Source organism: Rhodoferax sp. XS2R6, assembly GCF_056521365.1.
The window spans coordinates 295,479-319,190 of the sequence record NZ_JBWMAY010000003.1; the positions used below are offsets into that span (position 1 = coordinate 295,479).

Annotated in this window: 20 protein-coding genes; 13 read left to right on the forward strand and 7 right to left on the reverse strand. The window is 63.1% G+C overall.

The window, feature by feature from the left end; genetic code table 11:
* The first annotated feature begins 7 nt into the window (after positions 1 to 7).
* The 4 genes from AC097A_RS12900 to AC097A_RS12915 are packed head-to-tail and all read left to right on the forward strand — an operon-like array spanning position 8 to position 5,001.
* Entirely contained in the window at positions 8 to 1,402 is a 1,395-nt protein-coding gene (locus AC097A_RS12900) for a TAXI family TRAP transporter solute-binding subunit (protein WP_479621147.1), read from the forward strand.
* Positions 1,344 to 2,093 (forward strand): hypothetical protein, encoded by a 750-nt coding sequence (locus AC097A_RS12905; protein WP_479621148.1) that lies wholly within the window; start codon positions 1,344 to 1,346, stop codon positions 2,091 to 2,093. The genes AC097A_RS12900 and AC097A_RS12905 overlap by 59 nt, the downstream gene beginning before the upstream one ends.
* On the forward strand, positions 2,090 to 3,970 hold the full coding sequence (locus tag AC097A_RS12910) for an SLC13 family permease (RefSeq protein ID WP_479621149.1): 1,881 nt from the start codon (positions 2,090 to 2,092) through the stop codon (positions 3,968 to 3,970). Before AC097A_RS12905 ends, AC097A_RS12910 begins: the two co-directional genes overlap by 4 nt.
* Positions 3,967 to 5,001: an ABC transporter substrate-binding protein gene (locus tag AC097A_RS12915; RefSeq protein ID WP_479621150.1), complete on the forward strand. Its 1,035-nt coding sequence runs from the start codon at positions 3,967 to 3,969 to the stop codon at positions 4,999 to 5,001. The genes AC097A_RS12910 and AC097A_RS12915 overlap by 4 nt, the downstream gene beginning before the upstream one ends.
* A gap of 123 nt (positions 5,002 to 5,124) precedes the next feature.
* On the opposite strand, the gene AC097A_RS12920 is transcribed toward AC097A_RS12915, so the two are convergent.
* Genes AC097A_RS12920 through purE form a run of 3 tightly spaced genes read right to left on the reverse strand, consistent with a single transcriptional unit; the run spans position 5,125 to position 7,907 of the window.
* The gene (locus AC097A_RS12920) at positions 5,125 to 6,186 is read right to left on the reverse strand and encodes an L-threonylcarbamoyladenylate synthase (protein WP_479621151.1); all 1,062 of its coding nucleotides are present in this window, start codon (positions 6,184 to 6,186) and stop codon (positions 5,125 to 5,127) included.
* 11 nt (positions 6,187 to 6,197) lie between these two features.
* Complete coding sequence (locus AC097A_RS12925; RefSeq protein ID WP_479621152.1) at positions 6,198 to 7,403, reverse strand: 5-(carboxyamino)imidazole ribonucleotide synthase; 1,206 nt, start codon at positions 7,401 to 7,403, stop codon at positions 6,198 to 6,200.
* A complete protein-coding gene (gene purE / locus AC097A_RS12930; RefSeq protein ID WP_105259442.1) occupies positions 7,404 to 7,907 on the reverse strand; it encodes a 5-(carboxyamino)imidazole ribonucleotide mutase in 504 nt (167 codons plus the stop codon).
* 101 nt (positions 7,908 to 8,008) lie between these two features.
* On the opposite strand from purE, the gene trxA reads away from it, so the two are divergent.
* The 9 genes from trxA to AC097A_RS12975 all read left to right on the forward strand — a co-directional run bounded on the left by trxA (position 8,009) and on the right by AC097A_RS12975 (position 14,943).
* Positions 8,009 to 8,965, forward strand: coding sequence for a thioredoxin (trxA, locus tag AC097A_RS12935; protein WP_105259443.1), 957 nt, complete (start codon positions 8,009 to 8,011; stop codon positions 8,963 to 8,965).
* A 47-nt stretch (positions 8,966 to 9,012) separates the two neighbouring features.
* The gene (locus AC097A_RS12940; RefSeq protein WP_315480326.1) at positions 9,013 to 9,381 is read left to right on the forward strand and encodes a hypothetical protein; all 369 of its coding nucleotides are present in this window, start codon (positions 9,013 to 9,015) and stop codon (positions 9,379 to 9,381) included.
* 115 nt (positions 9,382 to 9,496) lie between these two features.
* Positions 9,497 to 9,841: a hypothetical protein gene (locus AC097A_RS12945; RefSeq protein WP_479621153.1), complete on the forward strand. Its 345-nt coding sequence runs from the start codon at positions 9,497 to 9,499 to the stop codon at positions 9,839 to 9,841.
* Positions 9,838 to 10,998, forward strand: a complete 1,161-nt coding sequence (locus AC097A_RS12950) for a TolC family protein (protein ID WP_479621154.1) — start codon at positions 9,838 to 9,840, stop codon at positions 10,996 to 10,998. Before AC097A_RS12945 ends, AC097A_RS12950 begins: the two co-directional genes overlap by 4 nt.
* A 24-nt stretch (positions 10,999 to 11,022) precedes the next feature.
* Positions 11,023 to 12,420, forward strand: coding sequence for a multicopper oxidase family protein (locus AC097A_RS12955; protein ID WP_479621155.1), 1,398 nt, complete (start codon positions 11,023 to 11,025; stop codon positions 12,418 to 12,420).
* A gap of 17 nt (positions 12,421 to 12,437) precedes the next feature.
* Positions 12,438 to 12,914 carry a cupredoxin domain-containing protein gene (locus tag AC097A_RS12960; RefSeq protein ID WP_479621156.1) on the forward strand — a complete coding sequence of 159 codons (477 nt, stop codon included), beginning with the start codon at positions 12,438 to 12,440 and terminating at the stop codon, positions 12,912 to 12,914.
* Positions 12,911 to 13,375, forward strand: a complete 465-nt coding sequence (locus tag AC097A_RS12965) for a DUF411 domain-containing protein (protein WP_479621157.1) — start codon at positions 12,911 to 12,913, stop codon at positions 13,373 to 13,375. Before AC097A_RS12960 ends, AC097A_RS12965 begins: the two co-directional genes overlap by 4 nt.
* 9 nt (positions 13,376 to 13,384) lie before the next feature.
* The gene (locus AC097A_RS12970; RefSeq protein WP_479621158.1) at positions 13,385 to 13,693 is read left to right on the forward strand and encodes a copper-binding protein; all 309 of its coding nucleotides are present in this window, start codon (positions 13,385 to 13,387) and stop codon (positions 13,691 to 13,693) included.
* A 365-nt stretch (positions 13,694 to 14,058) separates the two neighbouring features.
* Positions 14,059 to 14,943: an integrase core domain-containing protein gene (locus tag AC097A_RS12975; protein ID WP_479621159.1), complete on the forward strand. Its 885-nt coding sequence runs from the start codon at positions 14,059 to 14,061 to the stop codon at positions 14,941 to 14,943.
* 178 nt (positions 14,944 to 15,121) lie between these two features.
* Here the strand turns inward: AC097A_RS12975 and AC097A_RS12980 are convergent, their stop codons facing one another.
* From AC097A_RS12980 to AC097A_RS12995, 4 genes are all read right to left on the reverse strand, one after another.
* Positions 15,122 to 15,796 (reverse strand): hypothetical protein, encoded by a 675-nt coding sequence (locus AC097A_RS12980; protein ID WP_479621160.1) that lies wholly within the window; start codon positions 15,794 to 15,796, stop codon positions 15,122 to 15,124.
* A gap of 280 nt (positions 15,797 to 16,076) precedes the next feature.
* Positions 16,077 to 16,553 carry a hypothetical protein gene (locus AC097A_RS12985; RefSeq protein WP_479621161.1) on the reverse strand — a complete coding sequence of 159 codons (477 nt, stop codon included), beginning with the start codon at positions 16,551 to 16,553 and terminating at the stop codon, positions 16,077 to 16,079.
* Between the two features lie 9 nt (positions 16,554 to 16,562).
* A complete protein-coding gene (locus AC097A_RS12990) occupies positions 16,563 to 23,093 on the reverse strand; it encodes a two-partner secretion domain-containing protein (protein WP_479621162.1) in 6,531 nt (2,176 codons plus the stop codon).
* On the reverse strand, positions 23,090 to 23,671 hold the full coding sequence (locus AC097A_RS12995) for a toxin-activating lysine-acyltransferase (protein WP_479621163.1): 582 nt from the start codon (positions 23,669 to 23,671) through the stop codon (positions 23,090 to 23,092). The genes AC097A_RS12990 and AC097A_RS12995 overlap by 4 nt, the downstream gene beginning before the upstream one ends.
* Between the last annotated feature and the right edge of the window lie 41 nt (positions 23,672 to 23,712).

Sequence of the window (23,712 nt, forward strand, 5' to 3'; positions counted from 1 at the left end):
CAGCAGCATGGCCAAAGACGCAGAAGCAATACTGATGGATGTGCTGGGGCGCGTGCAGCGCCACCACGGCCTGCGCAAGGCGCTGGCGGGCCTGGTGCTGCTCACGCTGCTGGGCATCGCCGGGCACTTTGTGTTCGAGATCCTGCCACGCACCTACCACCTCAAGATTTCGGGCGGCGACCTGCTCAGCAACCGCCACTTTCTGGCGCGCAGCCTGCAAAGTGAGGCCACGGACCACGGCGTCTCATTGCAGGTGATCCCGGCCCAGGGCAGCCAAGAGGCGCTGGCGCTGCTAGACCAGGGCCAGCTGGACCTGGCCTTTGTGCAAGGCGGTCTGGACGCCGAATACGCCAACGTGACCCATGTGGCCACGGTAGCGACCGAGCTGCTGCACTTTTTGGTGCGCCCCGGCATCCAGGACATCACCGACCTGCGCGGCAAACGCGTGAACCTGGGCAGCAAAAAAGGCGGCACCCGCATCATTGCCAAACAGGTACTGGACTTTTCGGGTCTGGTCGAAGGCGTGGACTATGTGGAAAGCAACCTGAGCTCCGAAGAGCTGGTGGCCCTGCCCGAACGCAAGATGCCCGAGGCGATTGTGGTGACGTCCTTCGCGCCGTCCGACGTGGCCGACTACCTGGTCAAACAAAAGGGGTACCAGCTGCTGGAGATTCCCTTCCCGCGCTCACTCTCGCTGCGCCTGGGCTGGGTGGCCGATAGCCAGATCTCGGCCTATATGTACAAGGTCAAGCCGGCCGTGCCGGCCAAGGACATTCGCACCATCGGCGTCAACCTGCACCTGGTGGCCCACAAGGACACCGACCCGCGCGCCATCTTCAAGGTGCTGGAAACGCTGTACAGCCCGGCCATGGGCGCGCGCCTGCGCATGAACATCGACGAGGCCCGCATCACCGTGCCCTCGGGTTACCCCATGGCGCAGGGCACCTCGCTCTACCTGGAGCGCAACAACCCGCTGCTGTCGAGTGCCACGCTCGACAAGATCAAGGCCCTGTTCGGCCTGGTGCTCTCGGTGGCGTCCACCCTGCTGGTGGTGGTGCGCTGGTTCAAGGGCCCCGAGCCGGTGGCAGAGACGCCGCCCAATGACGATGCGCGCTTTGCGGGCTACCTGCAGCAGTTGATTGCACTGGAAGCTCAGCACGACGCCTGGCTGGCCTCCCCCGAGCGCAGCACCGGCCGACTGGCCGAACTCCAGCTTGCTCTCGCACAGCTGCGCACCGAGGTTCTGGGACTGCTAGACCGCTGCAAAACCAGCAACGCCCAGTTGCCGCAGCAGGTGCTGCAACTGGCCACGGATTTGCGCCACCGTTTGGAGACCCCCGCCCATGCCCTCCTCTTTGTCCCACCCCTTGCCCCGCCGCCTGCTGGCCCTGCTGGCGCTTAGTGCGCTGCTGGCTGGTTGCGCCAGCCCCCCCAAGGCCACCGACGCCTGGGGCGTGTACCACGCCGCCATTGCCGATGCCGCGGTGGCCTCACCCGCCAAGGTGCTGCCGCTGCAAGCCCTGCCGCCGGGCGACACGGTGGAGATGGTGTCCTGGGTCGGCAGCCAACGCGCGCCCTGCGAAGGTGTGCCCTGCCACTACACCGTGAGTGGCGACCGCCAATGGCTCACGCTGGCCGGCGAGGTGCAGGCGCAGTGCCGCCAGTGGAAGCTGCAGGGCGACGCGCTGCGCGAACGCCTGGAGCAACTGCTGGGCCTGCCGCCGCACACCCCACCGCAGTGGCGCAAGGGCCAGTTTGTGGTGATGCAGGTGCCCCGCGCCCAGATCAGCCGCCCCTGTCTGGGCAGCAGCACCGACGCCAACAACACACCACGCTGCACCATCACCCCCACCGCCGACGGCGCGCCCGAGCTGCGCAACTTTGTGCTGCGCCAGATGGGCAACGCCTATGTGGCCAACAACCCGGCCGGCCCCGGCTACCCGTTCACCCGCCTGGGCTACACCTACGACTGGCCCCCCGAGGCCGCGGCACGGGGCCACTACGGGGCCTCGGAGTTTGTGGTGGACGTGGGTACCACCGCCACCGTGGTCGCGCAGTACAGCACCGACGCCTACTGCGCCGCCGCACCGTGAGCGCAACGATCCCCCTGGACACGGCGCACAGTGCGTCTGCCATGCAGGCGCTGCTGGACGACCCGCTGCTGGGCCAATGCAGCCACGCCAGCCTGGCGCGCCTGCTGCCCCATGTGCAGCCCTGCCAGTGGGAGGCTGGCGCCACGCTCTACCACGCGGGCGACACCGCCAGCGCGCTCTACCTGCTCACCAGCGGCAGCGTGCGCCGTCTGGGCATGGCAGACCAAGCACCACCCAGCGGCCCCCAGCGTTGGGGGGAAGAGGCCGCCGCCGACATGGCGCATTACCTGCACGGGGCCCAGGCCCGCAGCGACTGCAGTGGCCTGAAGATTCCAAGGGCCGCGCTGCAGACGCTGCTGACCAGCAACCCGCGCCTGCAGGGCGGGCTGCTGGCGTCGCTGTCCTGCCACCTGGCGGGCACACCGTTCCAAGGTGGTCCAGTGGTGCGCCCGGCCACGGCCCCCGCAGCCACCAGCCACCGTGCACTGGTGGGCTGGCTGCTCACCCTGCTGCTGCCACTGGTGCTGCTGCTGTCGGGCCCTCTGCTGCAAGCGCGCTGGGGCCTGGAGCCCCATGCCACCATCTTCCTGGCCATCTTCACCGCCACCGTGTGCATGTGGGTGTTCAGCGGTCTGGACGACTACATTCCCGCGCTGTTTGCGCTGATGGCCACGTTGATTGCCGGGCTGGTGCCTGCCTCCGTCATCCTCTCGGGGTTTGGCTCCGACGGTTTTGTGATGGCGCTGAGCATGCTGGCGCTGAGCGCGGTGATTGTCAGCTCGGGCCTGAGTTACCGCTTCATGCTGGCGCTGCTGCTGCGCCTGCCCAACCACCAGGTCGCACACAACCTGGGTGTGTTCCTGACCGGCAGCCTGCTCACGCCGGTCATTCCTACCGCCAATGGCCGCGTGGCCATGCTGGCACCGTTTTTGTCGGACATGGCGGATGGCCTGCACCTGGCGCGGGGCGGCCCGGCCGCCACACGGCTGGCGGCCTCGTGTTTTGGGGGCCTGAGCCTGCTGTCCTCCGCGGTGATGACCAGCAAGTCGGTCAACCTCGCGGTGTTTGGTCTGCTGCCCGCGCAGGACCAGGACCACTTCCAGTGGCTGACCTGGCTGTTTTGTTCGCTGGTGGTGGTGGCCATGTTGTGCGGGGTGTACGCGGTGGCGGCCGCCCTGTGGTTTCGCAACCGCGAGAACCCGGTGTTGCCCAAGGCACTGATTGCCCAGCAGCTGGAGTTGCTCGGGCCCTTGCGCATGCGCGAGTGGGCCGCCGTGGGGGCGCTGCTGTTTGTGGTGCTGGGCATTGTGTCGAGTTCACTGCACAAGGTGCAACCGCCCTGGCTGGTGATGGCCATGCTGCTGGGCCTGCTGCTGTTTGGCGTGCTGCGCAAAAAAGAGCTCATCGAGCAGGTCGACTGGACCTTTCTGCTCTACCTGGGCGGTGTGAGCGGCATGGTGGCCACGCTGGGTTACTTGGGGCTGGACCAGGTGCTGGGCCAAGGCCTGCCCGCGCTCAGCGACTTGCTGCAGACCCACCTGCAAGGGTTTGTTGCGCTGCTGTTTGTGCTGATCTGCCTGGTGCGCCTGGTGGTGCCCATCAACGCCACCATTGTGGTGTTTGCAGCCATTTTGATGCCGCTGGGCGCCGTGCATGGCGTCAACCCCTGGGTGTTGGGTTTCATGATTTTGCTGTTTGCCGAGACCTGGTTTTTTCCCTACCAGTGTTCGTATTACCTGCAACTGCGTGCGGTAAACCAGGCACGCCACATCTATGACGAGCCCTCGTTTTTGCGGTTTAACGCCGTGATGAACCTGGCGCGCCCCGCAGCGGTCTACGCCTCGTTGCCGTTCTGGCAATCGTTGGGGCTGTTATGAAAATCAAGGCCGAAACCTGGGTGATGGGGCTGTTTGTGGTGCTGGCCGTGGCCTACCTGGGCTGGCTCAACATCAGCAAACCGCGCATTCTGGTGCTGCACAGCTACGACCCCGAGTACGCCTGGTCGCGCGATGTGAATGTGGGGCTGAACCGCGTGCTGCGCAACAGCTACCGCTACCAGCTGCGCTGGCACTACATGGACACCAAACGCCACCCAACCGCAGCCTACAAACAGGCCGCCGGCATTGCCGCACGCAACGTGATTGCGGAGATGCGGCCGGATGTGGTGATTGCGCTGGACGACGACGCCCAAAGTTACGCCGCGCGTTACCTGGTGAACCAGCCCGGCATCAGCATAGTGTTTGCCGGCGTGAACAACGAGGCCGCGGACTACGGCTACGACAAGGCGACCAACGCCACCGGCATTCTGGAGCGCCTGCCACTGGCCGCCATCCAGGAGGCGCTGGGCCAGGCCCAGGGCCTGAAGGCGCTGCAACGCCCGCTGCGCCTGGCCTACCTGGGCGACGCCTCGCACAGCGTGGAGGGCGACCTCCAACAAATCCGCGGTTTTGCCTGGGGGCCGGTGGTGCTGCAGTCCACCACACAGGTCCGCACCTGGCCCGAATGGCAGGCCCAGGTGCGCAGCCTGGCCCCATCGGCCGATGTGCTGCTGCTGACCGGTTACCGCAGCCTGCGCCGCTCTGCCCAGGACCCCAGCCTGGTGAGCGCCCGCGAGGTGGTGACCTGGACCGACGCCAACGCCGGGGTGCCCGTCATTTCGGGCAATGGGTTTTTCACCGAGGACGGGGGCATGCTGGCGGTGGGTACCTCGCCCTACGAACAAGGCGAAGAAGCGGCCCGGCGGGCGCTGGACATTGCGGTGCGGGGCATGCCCGCGGCGCAGATGCCCATCACGCAGGCCCAGCATTTCATCGTCACCATGAACGCCTCACTCATGCAAACCCATGGTTTTGCGCTGCCCCGCATTTACGAGGCCGCCGCCCGCACCGGGGACAAACACCTGCCCTGAGGCCAGCGACCCGCGCAGCGGTGGAGCATGGGGGCCACAACTCGCCGCCGGGCCGCCCCAAGGCGAGTTAGCCCCCTCGGGGGGCAGCGACCCGCGCAGCGGCGGAGCGTGGGGGCAACAGTGTCATGCGCTGGCGCGGGTCAGGCGGTCGCGCACACCGTCCCACTCCAGCGCATCGGGCGGGGTTTCCACCCAGATCAGTTTGACGCCCTGGGCGTCCATCTCGCGCAGCTTGGCAAACAGCTCGTGGGCCGCCGGTTGGGCGTGGTTGGGCATGCGATGGGCCGCCACCAGGGGCGAACGCACATGCAGCGGGCTGCGGTGGTACAGCGCAATGGTGGGGGGCGCATCCGGCGGGCTGGCGCCGCTCAGCAGGTCCAATGCGGCCTGCAGCGCCTTGGCATCCATCAGGCGCACCGTGGCGCTGGGCGCGTAGTGCGACTCCAAGGTTCCAGAAGCCCGTGGCCCCGGCTGGTTCTTCGCCTCCAGCTCCTCTTTCGAGAGCAGTTGGCGACCGCAGGCATCGGCCACCTGGGCCGCGGTGATGGAGCCGGGGCGCAGCAGCACCGGCGCGCCACGCGTGCAGTCGATGATGGTGGACTCGATGCCCACCTCACACGGGCCGCCGTCCAGAATCAACAGCTCGTCACCAAACTCGCTCAGCACATGCGCGGCCGTGGTCGGGCTCACGCGGCCAAACTTGTTGGCGCTGGGCGCGGCAATGCCCCACACCTCACGCCCACCATCGGTGGGTTTGCGCAGCGCCGCCAGCAGCGCCTGCGCCACCGGGTGCGCAGGGCAGCGCAGGCCAATACTGTCCTGCCCGCCGGCCGCAGCCGCACCCACGCCCTCACGGCGCGGCAGGATCAGCGTGAGCGGGCCGGGCCAGAAGGCCGACATCAGCTGCTGCGCAAACGCCGGCACGCGCGCGCAGTAGTGCGCCACACCGCCCATGCCGCCGTCAAACGCGGCCACATGCACGATCAGCGGATGGTCGGCCGGTCGGCCCTTCGCCGTGAAAATTTTGCCGACCGCGGCCGGGTCGGACGCATCGGCACCCAAGCCGTACACGGTCTCGGTGGGCAAGCCAATCAGGCCTCCAGCCCTCACCACCTCTGCGCAAGCAGCTATGGAATCAGGAGCAAGCTCCACACCGTCGGCAAACTGGTAGGCGGACACAATCATGGGCGGGCGGCTCAGAACGCGGCAATGCCGAGGATGCGCGCGGCTTCCAGCGCGGTGGCGCGCACGCCGTCCACGGTGGCACCAGTGACGTTGAGGTGGCCCATCTTGCGGCCCGGCTTGGCGTCGAGCTTGCCGTAGAGATGCAGATGGGTGCCAGGCAGGGCTAACACGGCAGCCCAGTCGGGCACGCCGCCATCACGGCCTTCGTCGGGCCAGATGTCGCCCAGCAGGTTCAGCATGATGGCCGGGCTGTGCTGGCGGGGCTGCACCAGCGGCAGGCCCGCCAGGGTGCGCACTTGCAGGTCGAACTGCGAGACATCACAGGCGTCCATGCTGTAGTGGCCGCTGTTGTGCGGGCGCGGTGCCATCTCGTTCACCACCAGGCCACCCAGGCCGGCAGCTGCGGGGTTGGACTCGTCGAGCACAAAAAATTCCACGCACAACACGCCCACGTACTGCACACCTTCTGCTATCGATTTCGCAGCTGCTACCGCACGCGCAGCAAGGGCAGGAGGCAGATTTCCTTCATAGACCTCGGTCACGGCCAGAATGCCTTCGCGGTGCAGGTTGCGCTGCACCGGCAGGTTCACGCAGCGGCCGTCGGCACCACGCGCGACGATGACGGAGCACTCCAGCGCCAGCGGCAGCATCTTCTCCAGCACGCAGGGCACGCCCTTCAGATCCGCCCAAGCGGCAGCCAGCTCGGCCGGCGTTTTGACGCGCACCTGGCCCTTGCCGTCGTAGCCCATGCGGGCGGTCTTCAAAATCCCCGGGAGCAGGTTTGCGTCCACCGTCGCCAGCTGCTCGGCCGTCTCGATCACGGCATACGGTGCGCAGGGCACGCCGCACTGCACAAAGTGCGCCTTCTCGGCCGCGCGGTCCTGCGCAATGGCCACGGCAGCGCCACTGGGCGCCACCGGGCGGGTGTGGGCCAGCTGGTTCAGGGCCTGGGCCGGCACGTTTTCGAATTCGGTGGTGATGGCGACCGACACCTCAGCCAGCCGGGCCAGGCCCGCGGGGTCGGTGTAGGCGGTCTGGATGTGGTGGTGGCTGATACGGCCGGCCGGGCTGTTGGTGTCCGGGTCCAGCACCGCGGTGAAAAAGCCCATTTGCTGGGCCGCGTGGGCAAACATGCGCCCCAGCTGCCCGCCGCCCATGACGCCCAGCGTCATTTCCTTGGCCCCACCCAAACCGGCTGCTGCGTGCTCAGAAACCATTTAGACCGCGCTTCCAGTAATCGGCAGCACCATCTTGCGGGCGGCCTCGGTTTGGTCGATGCGAAAAGCGTCCAGCTCCATGCGCAGGTCTGGGTTCTCGTTGGCCAGCAGGGCCACCGCAAACAGGGCCGCATTGGCAGCCCCAGCCGGGCCAATGGCGAAGGTGGCGACCGGGATGCCCTTGGGCATTTGCACAATGCTGTGCAACGAATCCACACCCGACAGCGCCTTGCTTTGCACCGGCACGCCCAGCACCGGCAGCGTGGTTTTGGCCGCCAACATGCCTGGCAGGTGGGCCGCACCGCCGGCACCGGCGATGATGGCCTTGAGACCGCGCGCCACGGCCGTTTCGGCGTAGGCAAACATGTCGTCGGGCATGCGGTGGGCAGAAACCACCCGGGCTTCGAAGCGGATGCCAAACTGTTGGAGAATCTGGACTGCGTGTTGCATGGTGTCCCAGTCAGAGCTGGACCCCATGACAACGCCGATTTGAATGGTTTTCATAGTGCTGAAAGCGCCTTGCGGAGCGCCAGGTGGACTGGCGGCGCAGGGTTTGCGCACGTGGCCAGAATTGAATTTTACTTTTTCACCCCGAGCTACTCCAAATGATCAACGTCACCATCGAAAACTTTGAGGCCGAAGTCGTCGCCGCCTCCCACCAGATCCCGGTGCTGGTGGACTTCTGGGCGCCCTGGTGCGGCCCCTGCAAGGTGATTGGCCCGCTACTCGAAAAGGTGGAAGAAGAGTACGCCGGCCGCTTCAAGCTGGTCAAGATCGACTCCGACCAGGAGCAACAGCTGGCCCAGGCCTTTGGCATCCGCAGCATCCCCACCTGCGTGCTCATGATCAATGGCAAGCCGGCTGATGGTTTCATGGGTGCCATTCCCGAGAGCAAGATCAAGGAGTTTCTGGACAAACATGTGCCCTCCGAGGCCGTGCTGGAAGCCGAGGCAGACACCGAAGACGCCCAGACCCTGGCCGCCGCGGGCGACCCGCAGGCCGCACTGAACAAGCTGCTGGAGGCGCTGGCCGTGGACCCCGGCAACGACGACGCGCGTTACGACTACGTGAAGCTGCTGATCGAGAACGACCTGCTGGAGGACGCCGAAGCCGCGCTGGCGCCCAAACTCACCGAGATCCCACGCCAGCTGCGTTTTGAGGCGCTGGGCCAGTTTCTGGACGCCATCAAGTTTGTGGTGACCGACGACCGCGGCCTGTGGACACCCGCGCAGTTTGACGAAGTGATTGCCACTAACAAACGCGACTTCGACACCCGCCTGGCCAAGGCCCGTGTGCTGATGGTGGGCGGCGACTGGACCGGCGCCATGGACGAGTTGCTGGAAATCATCATGCGCGACAAGGCCTGGGGCGACGCGGTGCCGCGCAAAACCTTTGTGGCGATTCTGGAGCTGCTGACCCCGCCCAAACCCAAGGCCCACCCTGCCGACGCCGGCAAGGCCGCGGGTGGCATTGAGGTGGTGGGCAAGGTGGTGGCCGAGACCGACCCGCAAGCCCAGCTGGTGTCCGCCTACCGGCGCAAGCTCAGCATGGCGCTGAACTGATTCGGCGTTTTCGGGAACTATTCGCCCCGCCCCCCCACCAAGACAACATGCGCCGCCTCGTGCTCCTGTTGATCCTGATTGCCCTGGTGCCCTTGCGCGCCTGGGCGGGGGATGCCATGGCGATTCAGATGGCGGCGCAAACACGCGCAGCCGACATGGTGGCAGCAGCCAGCCCCCCCGCAGCGCACAGCAATTGCCACGAGATGCAGGCGGAACCCGCCACCGCCCCGCAGACCAGCCATACCGCAGACCCCTGCGCAACTTGCGCCTCTTGCCAGGCCTGCTTCACGGTCGCCCTCGTGGTGCCTGCGCTGCAGTCCGCAACGCAGGCCTTGCCGCATGGGCTGCCGCGCGCCGCCAGCGCGCAGTTCACCAGCGCCGTTCTCGCGCTGGGGCACAAACCACCCATTTCCTGACCTTCAGGCCCTAAGTCCGTCTGGACTTCGAGCCTGTGCCCGCGGTGGCGCCGCAGCGGTGTGCTGCTGGGCGCTGTATTCCCACCCCGTTCACGCCTTTTGTCAGGACATTCTTATGCCTATCTCCCCCTGGTACGCCCGTTGGCGGCTGTACCGATTAGTCTCTGCGGCTGTGCTCGCCGGCGCCAGCACACTTGCTGCCCAGGCCCAAGCGCCCGGCAGTGTGCGCCTGGACCCCACGCCCACCCTGCAGGCCAGCCAGGCCAGCACCCCGGTTCCCGCCGTGGCCTACCGTTCGGTGTTTGTCGACCTGCCCCAGGGCGTGGAAACCACGGTGCTGGACTGGAAAGCCGCCAACGCGGCCGTGGGCCAATTCAAGCGCGGCCACGCCGACCTACTGAAGTGGGAACAGGAGCAGGCCCGCACACCCGCACCGCCCACCCAGGGAGCCGCACCATGAAGGCCCACCTGCGTGCACTCAGCGCCGCCGCGCTGCTGGTCTGCAGCGGCCTGGCCTGGGCCGCCCCACCCGACGGGGGCATTACCGACCTGCAAACCAGCGTGGCGGGCAAACTCATCGGCACCGAGGGCGCCACCGTCCAGTTGCCCCACCCTGCGGCAGACCACCGCAGCACCCTCGCCAGCCTGCTGGACGCGCCGCTGACGGCCAATACGGCCGTACGCATTGCCCTGCTGAACAACCCCGCACTGCAGGCCGCGCTGGGCAGTGAAGGGCTGTCCATCAGCGACGCGACGGGCCGGTACACCCCGGCCAAGCTGCGTGCCCAGCAGGCCATCACGGTGCTGTCAGCCCAAGCCTTCAAGGCCTGGGTGAATGCCGTGGCCGCCGCCCACAGCGCGCAGCTGCTGCGCGAGGCCAAGGCCACGGCCGAGGCCAGCGGCGAACTGACGCGGCGCATGGTTCAGGCCGGCAATGTGAGCCAACTCACCCAGGCGCAAAGCCAGGCGGCACTGTCCGAGGCCGCGCTGGCGCTGGTGCGGGCCGAGCAGGCCGCCTTTGCCGCGCGTGAAACACTCACCGTGGCGCTGGGGCTGTGGGGCGAGGCCACGCAGTTCACCCTGCCCAGCACATTGCCGGCCTTACCCGCCCAAGCACTGGACATGCCCGATGTGGAGGCACAAGCCGTGCAGGCACGCAGCGACCTGCGGGTAGCCGCCCTGCAGTGGCAACGCAAACAGCAAACCACCGTGCCCGACAGCGCCGACGCCTTGTGGGATGCGATGGGTGATGCCGCCCGCGTGCGCGCCCAGGCCGTGTTGCTGCGCAGCCAGGCGCGCACGGCCTATATCAACTACCGCAGCCACTACGACATCGCCAAGCACCTGCAAGCCGAGGTGCTGCCGCTGCGCCAGTTCATCCATGACGAGCTGGTGCTGCGCTACAACGGCATGTTGACCAGCGTGTTTGACGTGTTGGACGACAGCCAGACGCTGACGATGACCAAGAGCACCAACGTTGCCGCACAACGCGATTTCTGGCTGGCCCACGCCAACCTGCAAGCCCTGCTGGCCGGCGCCCCTCTGGACACCCTGGGCGGCGAAACCAGCACCAACGCCAGCGAGGCCCGCGCGGCTTCCACCCCAGGAGGCCACTGAATGGCCTCCCAACAAGGACACCCCATGAACCGACGCAATTTTTTCAACGGCGCAGCCGCCACTGCCGTGGGCGCAGTCGCTGCGGCCTCGGTAAGCCGCGTGGCGATGGCGGCCCTGCCCGAGCCGGTGCTGCAGGCATCGCCCAACACTCAGCCCCCGCTGGTGCCCAACTCTGGCCGGCCTTACAACCCGGTGGTCACCCTGAACGGCTGGACCTTGCCCTGGCGCATGAACAACGGCGTGAAGGAATTTCACCTGGTGGCCGAGCCTGTGTTGCGCGAGATGGCGCCGGGCTTCAAGGCGCACATGTGGGGCTACAACGGCCAGAGCCCCGGCCCGACCATCGAAGTCGTGGAGGGCGACCGCGTGCGTGTGTTTGTCACCAACAAACTGCCCGAACACACCAGCGTGCACTGGCACGGCCAGCGCCTGCCCAATGGCATGGACGGCGTCTCCGGGCTCAACCAGCGCGCCATCGGCGTGGGCAAAACCTTTGTCTACGAGTTTGTGGCACGCCGCCCCGGCACCTTTATGTACCACCCGCATGCCGATGAGATGACACAAATGGCGATGGGCATGATGGGCTTTTGGGTGACCCACCCCAAAGCCAAACACCCGCTGATCAGCGAGGTGGACCGTGACTTTTGTTTTCTGCTCAACGCCTATGACATTGACCCCGGCAGCAAAACGCCCAAAACCATGACCATGCTGGACTTCAACCTCTGGAGCTGGAACAGCCGGGTCTTTCCCGGCATCGACACGCTGAACGTGCGCCACAACGACAAGGTGCGCATTCGCGTGGGCAACCTCACCATGACCAACCACCCCATCCACTTGCACGGCCATGAGTTTCAGGTGACCGGCAGCGACGGCGGGCCGTGGCCGCTGGCGGCGCGAGTCCCTGAGATCACTACCGACATTGCGGTGGGGCAGATGCGGCAGTTCGAGTTTCTGGCTGACGAGGAAGGCGACTGGGCTTTCCACTGCCACAAGAGCCACCACACCATGAACGCCATGGGCCACAACGTGCCCACCATGATTGGTGTGGACCACCGCGGCCTGGTGGGCAAACTGCAGAAAGCGGTGCCCGACTACATGGTGATGGGCGAACGCGGCATGGCCGACATGGGTGAGATGGAGATGCCCATCCCCGACAACACCGCCCCCATGATGACGGGCCAGGGACCGTATGGCGGGGTGGAGATGGGCGGCATGTTCAGCATCTTGAAGGTGCGCAAGGACCAGAAACCCGGTGACTACAAAGACCCCGGCTGGTTCAAGCAACCCGCAGGTACGCAGTCCTATGAATGGACCGGCCCATTGCCGGACCCGGCCCGCTTCAAAGCTGAAAGCCCAGCCGCCGGCGCGGCGCCCGCCACCGAAGTGCAGGTGCGCAAACCTGCCACCCACCAACACCACTAAATCCTTTGGAAAAACCCATGAAAAACACTATTAAATTAATAGCTGCTTGCGCAGTATTGGCGGGCGCCAGTGGCACTTTTGCTGCAGGAAACCATGCGGGCGGCCACGGCACCCAGGCGATTGGCAAACCCGGCGTTGCGGCCAAGGTCACACGCACCATCACCATCGACATGACAGATGCCATGCGTTTCACGCCCAGCGCCGTGAAGGTGCGCCGCGGTGAGACGATTCGTTTTGTGGTCACCAACTCAGGAAAGCTCAAACACGAGTTCAACCTGGGTACCGAAGCCGACCTGAAAGCGCACTACGCGCAGATGCTGAAGTTCCCCGAGATGGAGCACGACGAACCCAACCTGGTGAGCCTGGCGCCCGGCAAAACCGGCGAGGTGATCTGGCAGTTCACCCAGGCAGGTACCGTGCACTTTGCCTGCCTGCACCCCGGCCACTACGAAGCGGGCATGAAGGGCACGGTAGCCGTGGGGTCCAAACCATGAGCGCCCCCACACTCTCACGCCGCAGCGTGCTGGCGGCAGGGCTGGCCACACTGGCCCTGCCCGTGTGGGCCGCCAAAGAGCGCACCCGCATCCAGGTCTGGAAAGACCCCAACTGCGGTTGCTGCAAAGACTGGGTGGCCCACCTGGAACGGGCCGGTTTTAAGGTGGCCGTACAGGAGACCGGCAATGCCGAAGCCCGCAAGCGCCTGGGCATGCCTGAAGCCCTGGGCTCCTGCCATACAGCCGAAGTGGCGGGTTATGCCATCGAAGGGCATGTGCCTGCCAAAGACATCCAGCGCCTGCTGCGCGAGAAGCCAAAAGCCCTGGGCCTGGCCGTGCCGGGCATGCCGGTCGGCTCACCCGGCATGGATGGCGCCATCTACCAGGGCCGCAAAGACCCGTATGACGTGTTGCTGGTCGCCAAGGGCGGCGCGACGTCGATCTACCAAAGTTACCGATAAGGACACCCCATGAAACTCTCACACACCACCCGCAAGCTGCTGGCCACCGTGCTTCTCACCACCCTGGGTACAAGCAGCACCTGGGCCCAAGCCAGCGAGATGAGCAGCGGCGAAATCCGCAAGGTCGACAAGGCCGCCAGCAAGATCACCATCAAACACGGTGAGATCAAAAACCTGGACATGCCGCCCATGACCATGGTGTTTCAGGTGCGCGACCCGGCCCTGCTGGACAAAGCCAAAGCCGGCGACAAGGTGCGTTTTAGCGCCGAACAAAAGGAAGGCGCCATCGTCGTGACCGCCATCGAAGCCGCGCCTTAAGCGCGCAGCGCGTGTGTGCACCTCAGTCGGCGCGTACGTGCAGCTGGCGCGCCACATCGGCCATGCCTTCTTGTCGGGCGCGTATGGCCAGTTACTTGGCGCCTTCTTCGCCGTATTTGCTGAAGTTGAAGGAGCGCACGCTGCGCTTGCTGGATGGTGCGGTCCGCGACCACTTGGGCTAGCAGTAGCAGCGGCAGGCCAAGCAGGGCGGCTGCTGACACTATGGATTTGATAGCTGCTCGCACACGTTCTATCTGGGCTAGAGGCCTATTCTATGGTCAATCACTTCTAGAATCCCGCCGCAAAAAGGGGTAGAAACGTTGCGGATGATGGTGTGTTTGCTTTGGTTTTGGATGGTTGGCATCGTGGGATGGCGCGCTTGGCAAGTGATCAAAGCGCAGCCGCATCGCTTTGCACGTCAGCCTGCACTTGCACACCTGCCCGAGGTCGAACATGCCAACCGCCGCAAACCTGACTGGGTCATTCAGGAGGTGCTGCGGCTCAAGGTGCTGATGGGCCATGCGGGTTGTCGCCAGATCGCCGCCACCTTTAACCGCTTGCACCAAGCCCACGCCATCAAGACATGCACCGTGGGTAAGAGCTTTGTCGCCCACTGCATCCAAACCAACCAACATGCCCTGGCTGATCTGCGCCGGGACATGCGCCGCCAACTTCCACGCCCGGTACCCATCAACGCGGTGTGGGCCATGGACATGATGTTCTACACCGACGCCTGTGGCACACAGCATGCCGTAATCGGAATGCTGGACCACGGCTCCCGGTTGGTGCTGTGTTTGCAAACCCTGCTCAAGCGCAACAGTTGGGCGATGTTGGGGCACTTGTGTTTTGCGATTGCCAGACACGGCAAACCCAAGCGATTGCGCACCGACAACGAACGGGTGTTTACCAGCTGGGTGTTCACCACCTTCTTGAAGCTGGCGGGCATTGGCCACCAGCGTATCCAAACCTGCGCGCCTTGGCAGAACGGAAGGATCGAACGCTTGTTTGGAACCTTGAAGCCGCTGCTGCGCCAACTCGTGATTCCGTCCAAAGCCGCACTGCAACTGGCGCTGGACGAGTTCACCCTGTTCTACAACCACGCCCGACCACATCAGAACCTGGATGGATTGACACCGGAAGAGAAATGGAACGGATACAGCACAACAGACTTGGCGCAGGCACAGCCCAAACGCACAGTTGTAGTCCAAGCGCTGGATGGTTTGCTGGTGGGGTATTGGATGCGAAGGTAGCGCGCGCCGTACTGGCGAACGCCAGCTCTGCAAGTTCACTGTCCGCATGGGACGGGAGCAAACGCGTCCTGACGCGGAAATCAGCGCAAAGGTTAAGCAAAACGGCTGTGAAAAAGATTCGGGCCACCGCATTCAGCGACGGGGCAAGCGGTCAATCCCGCCAAAAACGGGGTTGAAATTAGTGGGGGAGGTGTTGCGGACAGGTGGACATGACACCGCCCAGGTTGTTGATGGTGTTGGCGTTGATCTCCAGCACGGTGCGGCCCAGGATGGTGCCGCCGTTGCGTACTTCGCCGCTGCTGTTGATGGCTACCGTGTTGCCACTGAGCAGGCCGCCTTGGGCGTTGAGGTCGCCGGGGCGCACGGCGGCGTAGAGGTGGGGTACCAGGGCCTGGGTGGTGGTTCCATCGGGCAGGTTCACCGTTTCTTGCTGCAGCCAGACGATGTCGGTGGTGAGCACGGCCATTTGCTCGGCGGTGAGTGCAATGCCGGGGCGCAGCTTGTAGGTCTGGGCAAAGGTCAGGCCCGAGTCCATCAGGGCTTGGTACTGCTGCTGGTCGCTGGTGTAGTTGCCCAGGAAGCGGCGCCCGGTGAGCTGGGCCACTTGTTCGTTGATGAGGCGCTGCTCGTAAAAGCCGTCGCCCAGGCGTTTTTGGGTAACGCTGGGGTCCAGGCTGATGCGGCTGGTGATGTAGTCGGAGCTGAGCCAGCTTCTGTAGTTGGTAAAGCGCGGATCGGTTTGTACCAGCACGGGGGCGCTGGGGTCGCTTTGGATGCGCAGCAGGCTGCTGTTGGGCAGGTTGATGCCGGTGCTGTCACTATGGATTTGATAGCTTGCTTGCGCAATATCCATAAGGGCTGGATGCTTTTTTTGTGCGTAGCGCTCAGTGTGTCTCAGACCTGCAAACTCAATCTATGAAGCTCACTGTCCGCGCAGGGCGGGAGCAAACGTGCGCTGATGCGGGGAATTGCCCAGAGCTAGGCAAAAACGATGGTGAAAATGATTTGAACCACCGTGTTTAGCGACGGTGCGAGCGGTCAATCGCGTTAAAAAACGGGGTCGAAACGAGTGAGGTGTCGCTGACACTTTGACATGACACCGCCTCTAAGGTTGAAGACGAGGCGGGGATAAATCAAGTGGATGGGAGATCACCAACAGCAGGATCCACGCCATGACGATATGGAAACCAAATAGAGTTGCCGGGGTGCTCTTGCTGCATCTGGAGTAGGTATGGGTCTGGAGGGGCGTATTTTCGAGCGGTAAGTAATTCATTCCCGGCAACCAATACAAAAACACCGTTGTCATACTCAATTTTCTCGACTTCATAGAAATTTGAAACCGAGCTGTAATCAGCTTGATATGTATCAGTATTCAATACGACTTTAAGCATTGCATTCGTTGCATGGTAGTTTTTGAGCGCTTGAAGTAGTCTGCGACTGTTTAGTTCTTGACCGTATCCGAGAGGTTCGTATCCAAGCCACAGCCTTACCTCGCCTTGTTTTGGCATGGCCTTGTATACCGGGAGAGACAAGTCATCAATTCTTCCTTTGATAGGGAGAATGGCATCGTTGATCTCCGTTAGCTCTTCAATTAAGTCAGTGAAATTCACAACAGTACCTCAATCTTTCATCCAGTTCATGTTCGCATCGTAAGTGCCAGACCTTGTTGTTTTGTTTCCAAGATCTGCTGGAGAAGATGCTGCTTTCCAAACACCACCATTGTGAGAGCCCGTACCGTTGCCGCTTCCCACATCTGGACTGATGTATCTCTCACCTTCAGGTGCATTGGCCTTGTAATAGACAGGTTGCCCTTTAACGAGGTAGTTGGTTCTTTGATACCCCAATGTTTCAGCCAATTGTGCAGGCGTGGAAGTGGTTTGCAGCAGATTGGAGTTCGCAACTGGTGCGGGCAACGCAACAGCATTGCCGGGTGGCAACACGGTTGGTGGGTATACCTTTGGATCATAGAAGCGTGGATCATTTCCCACGCCTTTGTAGGCCAATTTCGTCGCTCCATCAGCATCGGTGAACGAATAAATTGCTCGCCCATCCGGGGTAGTCTTCCCCGTGTTTACCGCCTCATTGGGCAAGCTATCCCAGCAGTTGTTGTGTACCCAAACTGCATCATTGCCCGCTTCAGCTTTAACGAAGTAAGTGTGGAAGTCTGCAACGGTCAGGTTGTAGGCCTGTAGCGGTTCTTGTGTGCGCTTTGTTTGCAGCACTTCCATCCACTGCTGATTGCTACCCAGCAGCTTGTAGCCGGGCCGCAGGTTGGCTGCATCCACCCAGTAGGCGTTCGTGATGGAGCCGTGGTAAACGTGGCCTTCCGATTGCTTCGGTGGATTTGGTTCCCCATCTGGCAGTTGTGACAGGAATGGGTGGATGGTGTTGGAGACAATTTGTTGCACCTGACCATTACCACCTCTGATGTCGATGTACATGGTCTCGGCATACGGGTTGCTGTATTGGGCTAGCACCTGTTTAAAGTTTGCTTTACCTGTTGCTTCATCTTGTGAGAATACGTAGTCCCCTATACGTATGTCGCGTATGGCGGTGTAGCCGTTGCTGGTTTTGACTTGCATGTCGCCACGGAATGAGCAGGTTTTGGCCCCAGAGCCTGTCTTACCTGCACTTGCTTTTCCCGGAGTAGCTCCTGGCGCCAGTCCCTCCCCAATACGCCCTACAGCGCCATCCATTACATCACCACCGATAGCGACCCCAATCGTAGTTCGCACAATGGCAGCGGCTTGAGAATTTTGACTCTGTACAAAGCTGTAACAACGCATATCACCCGCATCGCACACGTCGTTGGGGGTCACGCTTAGTGAAGCTGCTGCATAGCCAATTTCTTGCCCTGCTTTTGAAGCACTATCAGGGTCCCCCAACAATCCATTGGCTATAGCATTTTGTGCTGCTCCCTGTTGCTGCTTGCTAATTTCTGTCCAGCGACTGTAGACAGCATCAACATTGCAACCTGACGTTACCTTGCAGCGCGCTAACTCCTCCTTAAATGCTCCCCATTGGCTGCTGCGCCAGTTGGTTGTGTGCTTGAGAAAATTGTTCTCCGCCGCATTAGTCCCCGTCGTATTCGCAATATTCACCGCAGCCGCGTTATCTCCACCACCGCCGGCAATCACCCCAGCTGTTGCAGACATCACCCTCGCAAACGCCAAGGCATTGGCCTTGTTCTCTGCAAAAGACTTGCCGTTGTTTATATTGCTGTCCATGTAGTACTCGGCAGCCATTTCACCCACCACTGCACCCACGGCACCCGGTGCGCAACCACTGCCATTGCCCGCTATAGCCGCGCCACCCGCACAACCCAGCACGGCATGGGCCACCTTTTGGGTAAAGCCGTTGATATCGTTGTGTTCTTTAGCGTCCCCAATGGCATTCGCCCCCTGCGCCATCCCCGTCGTCACCAGCGCACTGGCCAAGGCATTGGTCAGCGTCTTTTCATCAAAGGCTTTTCCGTTGATGGCCGCATCAATCGCACTGCCCGCAAGGTTGTTGGTGATGTTCTTGAGCAGCTTGTCCCCAAAGGTGGCTGCCGTTTGCGCGGTAGAGATGCCGTTGCTACCAGCAGCGGCTGTTCCGCTTTGCCCGTTGAACAGGGTGGAATTACCCAGGGCATTCAGCGCCCCCGCCGTCACCATGGTGGTCAGCAAGTTCTTGATGCTCTGCTCGCTACCCAGCTGCTCCAGCGTCTTGCCAAGGTCGCCCTTGTTGTTGACCATGGCCACAGCCGCTTGGCTGGCCAGTGCGGTAAAGCCTGCGTTCAGCGCAGCCCCTGCAAAGGTGGCGGTGGTGACACCGGCGGTGGTGGTCGTGAGCGCAACCCCACCCAGCGTGGTGCCGGTTGCCGTGGTGGTGCCAAACAAACCGCTGGCTCCAGGCATGTAGGCCGCCACCACAATGGACAGCAAGGCTGCCCCCGCAGGCGTGAGGCCCGCTTGGTCATAGCTCCATTTCTCATTGGCCAGAGCTACCTTGTCCCATTGGATGTTGGGGTCGGCTGCGAGTTGGTTCAGATATTCCAGACCTGTACCGCCGCTCTGGGCCACCAGCGCATTGATCTGGCTCTTGAGTGCTTGGCCACCTTTGGTGTCAGGGATTTGGACGGTGATCTTGAGGGCCGCGTCGAATGACACATTGCCTTTGATCTGGGTCTGGTTCAGGATTTCAGTGGTGCTGCCCTTGCCTTTCATCTCCTGGTACAGGCCCAGGGTCTCGGTTTTCTCGGTATGGCTGGTCTGGGTGGTGTCGATACTGCCGCCCAGGATGAGTTCGCCCCGTTTGTTCGGGTCTGTCTGAACAAACGCAATCTGCTGGGCTTCTACCGTGGCGCCTTGCAGCTCGGTTTTGTTGCCCACGCCAATCTCAATTTTCTTATCCGATAGGAGGCGGGTGCCTATGCTGGTGCTGGTCGCTATTGCGTCGGTGCTTTCTTTCTTCTCCAGCGGCACCAGCTGGGACAGGCCCAGGTAGTCGCCCAGGGCGGCCAAACCACTGAGCGTGGTGGTGCTCTGGACGGTGGTGGTGCTTTGGTGGATGTTGGTGGCGGCGTAGAAGGTGCTGGTGTCTTTGCCTTCTACGCGCAGGCTGTCGGTGCCCTTGAACTGGGTGCCTACGCTGATGAGGTTTTGCCCGGCAACGATGTTGACGTTCTGGCCCTGCACCTTGCTGACCTGCGCCGTAGCCGCACTGGCCTGGGTTTGGGTGCGGGTGGTGGTGGTGCTGATGAGGTCGGAGCTGGACTTGGTCAGCACCGCGTCGTAGCTGGAGCGGGTTTGGCCTGCGTTGAGCAGTACGGTGCCTTGGGCTGCGATATTCACATCGCCCTTGGCCTTCAGATCCGCTGCCTTGGCAATGATGTTTTGCCCGGCGCTGAGGGTGAGGGCTTGGCCTGCTTTGACGGTGCTGCCTACATCGCTGGTCTGGCTGGTGAGCAGGTGGTTCTTGGCATCACCTGCGCCTACGTTGTTGCTCTGGCTGGCCTGCAGGGTGCCCAGGTTGACGGTGTTGCCTGCGCTCAGTTGGGTGTTGCCCGCACTCTGGATGGTGGCGCCAATGATGTTGAGGTCGTTGCCCGCGCTGGCCAGCAGGGTGCCGGGGCCTGCTACATACAGGCCCGCCATGCGGTCCAGGCCGGTGCGGCTGTAGGTGTAGTCGCCACTGCCGCCCTGTGTGCCGGCGGTGGTGCTGGTGATGTTGATGTCGTTGCCCGCAACTGCACTCAGGCTGTTTTGACCGGTCACGCTGCCGCCGGTGACGTTGATGTCCTGGCTGGCGGTGAGCTTCACATCGTCGGCCGCGATTTGGCCGCCCAGGTTGTTGATGGTGTTGGCGTTGATCTCCAGCACGGTGCGGCCCAGGATGGTGCCGCCGTTGCGTACTTCGCCGCTGCTGTTGATGGCTACCGTGTTGCCACTGAGCAGGCCGCCTTGGGCGTTGAGGTCGCCGGGGCGCACGGCGGCGTAGAGGTGGGGTACCAGGGCCTGGGTGGTGGTTCCATCGGGCAGGTTCACCGTTTCTTGCTGCAGCCAGACGATGTCGGTGGTGAGCACGGCCATTTGCTCGGCGGTGAGTGCAATGCCGGGGCGCAGCTTGTAGGTCTGGGCAAAGGTCAGGCCCGAGTCCATCAGGGCTTGGTACTGCTGCTGGTCGCTGGTGTAGTTGCCCAGGAAGCGGCGCCCGGTGAGCTGGGCCACTTGTTCGTTGATGAGGCGCTGCTCGTAAAAGCCGTCACCCAGGCGCTTTTGGGTGACGCTGGGGTCCAGGCTGATACGGCTGGTGATGTAGTCGGAGCTGAGCCAGCTTCTGTAGTTGGTAAAGCGCGGATCGGTTTGTACCAGCACGGGGGCGCTGGGGTCGCTTTGGATGCGCAGCAGGCTGCTGTTGGGCAGGTTGATGCCGGTTTGGGCGGACGGGGTGGTGCCGGGCGCGGTGAGCGGCACTGTGCTGGCGGCTTGGCGCACGCTGGTGTCTAACACCTGGGTAGAGGCTACGTTGCTTTGGTAGGTGCCCGGGCGGTAGGCCTGGTAGTTGTAGTTGCAGCCTTTGATGTTGCCGCAGCCTTCGTCGTACTGGGCCCAGCTGTAGCTGGTGCCGTTGCGTACCGAGTCCAGCTGGATGGTGCGGGCTCGGTTGTCGATGCTGGGGGCGGTGATGGTGAGTGCGCCGCCAGAGACGATCATGCTTTGGTCGTTGACGACACCCGTGCTGGCCACCAGCGTCATGTCTGACCCACTGGCAATGCGCCCAGGGGTGCTTTTGGTGACGACGGCTTTGTAGTCCGTCTGCACGTAGCTGGCAAACGCATCAAAGGTGTAGGCACCAGAGGTGCTGTCGGCTTGGGCCGCGCCTTTGTCATAGCCATAGATAGGCAGCATGTTGCCAGTGGGCGTGCAAATCGGGTTGCGCCCGCCGGTGCAAGTCTCCTCCACCTCATAGGCAATTACTTTGTAATAGGCATATCCGCCGTGCGACATGCCAGAAAGACTGCCGGAGCCTGCTGCCAACACCGCACCATCTTTGCTTTCAAAGGTGCCGCCGGTGGTGAAGTAGACCGTGCCACTGACGCCGGGGGTGCCCGCGTCCTTCTCCCATTCGAGCAGGGGGTTGAGGTTATTGATGGTGGCGCTGTGGATGCGCAGGGTGCCCTGGGCTTCAATAGTGCTGGCGCTGTTGGTCAGGGTGGTGGCCGAGCCGGTGGCTTGGCCATTGGCGTCCAGGCTGGCACCGATGGCCATGTCGCCCAGGCTCAAAATGTTGGCGCCGTTGAGGTTGTTGAGAGTGTCTACCCCGATGTTGAGGCCCTGGCGAGACGCCAGCGTTGCCGCTGCGGTGCTGCTGGACGTCGTGCCTTTGTCGTTGGTCAGGGTGGTGGCTGCAACGCTAACGGTGTCGCCGTAGATGCGCGCGGTGCCCAGGTTCTTCACCGTGGTGGCCTTGATCTGGGTTTGGCTGGTGCCTGCGGCGTTGCCGCTGTCTATCAGGCCCTGGTTGCGCAGGGTGGCTGCGGTGGCTATGCGGGTGGTGTCGGTAGCCACGATGTCACCCGTGTTGGTGATGTCACCCTGGGTTTGGATGCGGGTGCTGCCCACGGCGGAGATAGTGCCACTGTTGGTGAGCCAGCCTTGGCTGTTAACCGTCACATCGCCCGCCGTAGCACCGATGACGCCGCTATTGCGCACACCCAGGCCGGACTCGGTGCCCACCAGAGTGATTTTTTGCGCATACATGCCGCCCAGTGCGGCAACGTCCAGCGCAAAGGCTGGTGCGGTTCCTGTGCCTGCACCGGGGGCTGCGGTGGCGGTGGGGTTGGCGGCATTGCTGGCGCTGATGTCGTTGGCGCCGCTCACCACCTTGATGTCTTTGGCCCAGATGCCGGCGTTGATTTGGGCAGCGCGCGCCAAGATGTTGGTGTAGTCGGCGGTGCGGGTGTCCAGGCCATCGCCGTCCACCACCACGGAGCCGCCGCGTACCTGAAACGCCTCCAGGTTGCCCGCATTGAATACAGGTGTTCCGGTGGTCAGAGTGACGGCGCTGGCGTTGATAAAACCGCCGCCGTTGACGGCAATGCCTGCCGGGTTGGCGATGATGACTTCGGCGCGCTGGCCCGCCACTTCCACATAGCCACGGATCTGGCTGGGGTTGGTGGAGTTGACCTCATTGAGGATAACGCGCGCACCACTGCCTCCCAGCCACGGGTTGCCTTGCACATAGCCTGCGATTTGGGTGTTGGAGTCCGTGCGGCTGTTGTTGAGGACGACGCCTTGGCGGCTCACGTCAAACTGGCTGTAGGTGTTGCGGCTCACCCCGCCTGCACTGGGCGCCTGGATGTTGACCTGGGTGACCCCGCTGGCCGTTTGCAAAATAGTAGGCTGCTGGTTACCGGGGGCCGTGCGGTCAGCCACCACTTGGGCTTGCAGTAGCAGCGGCAGGCCAAGCAGGGCGACCGCTGACACTATGGATTTGATAGCTGCTGGCGCAATATCTGTCAGGGCCAGAGGCCTATTTGATGCCGGAACGCCAGGACCCTGGGTGTTGCCACTGGCGGGCTTGCCCTGGGCGCAAGCAGTTTCTGCCACCGCCATGCGGATGCCGCGGCGGGCGTTAAAGACAATCCGGTACAGGTTCTTGTTCATGGGGATTTGGCTCCGTCTGCAATCAGGGTTGAGGTGGCTTCGCCGTGCGAAGCGGCCAGCATGGGGCGGTCGGTCCACCATTGGCGGGCGTGGGCTGGGTCCACTTGCGCGCCATTGAGGGTGCGCACGGTCACTCCACGCTCGTGGCTACGGTGGTACATGTAGCGCACGCTCGCGTTGGCAAAAAACGGACTCCAAAGCGCGTGGACTTTTTGGCTATCACCAAACGGCGCAAAGAAATCGACGAGCCACATACGGTCGCCACTGTTCCAGTCCTCATTGCGCAGGCCTTGGTAGGGGTTACGCAGGTAGCGGCTTTCAGCCTCAGCACTCAAATTGGCCCAGCCCAAATACCCTATGGGGCGGGTGATTCCTTCAGGGCGTTCTTCTAGTATCAGCACGTATTGGCGCAAACGAATGGCGGGCAAGAGCATGTGGTCTAGCGCCGTCAGGGGCAAATTGCGATGATTGGGGCCATGCATCCATAGCCAGACAGCACTGCCAAAAGCCTCGGCATCGCTATGAGGCGGCAGATTGAAAGCGGGCGCAATGATTTGGAAGCTACGGCTGTCTGTCATGGGGTGGTGAAAGTGCGGTGAGGCAGCTGCCTGGTCTGGCT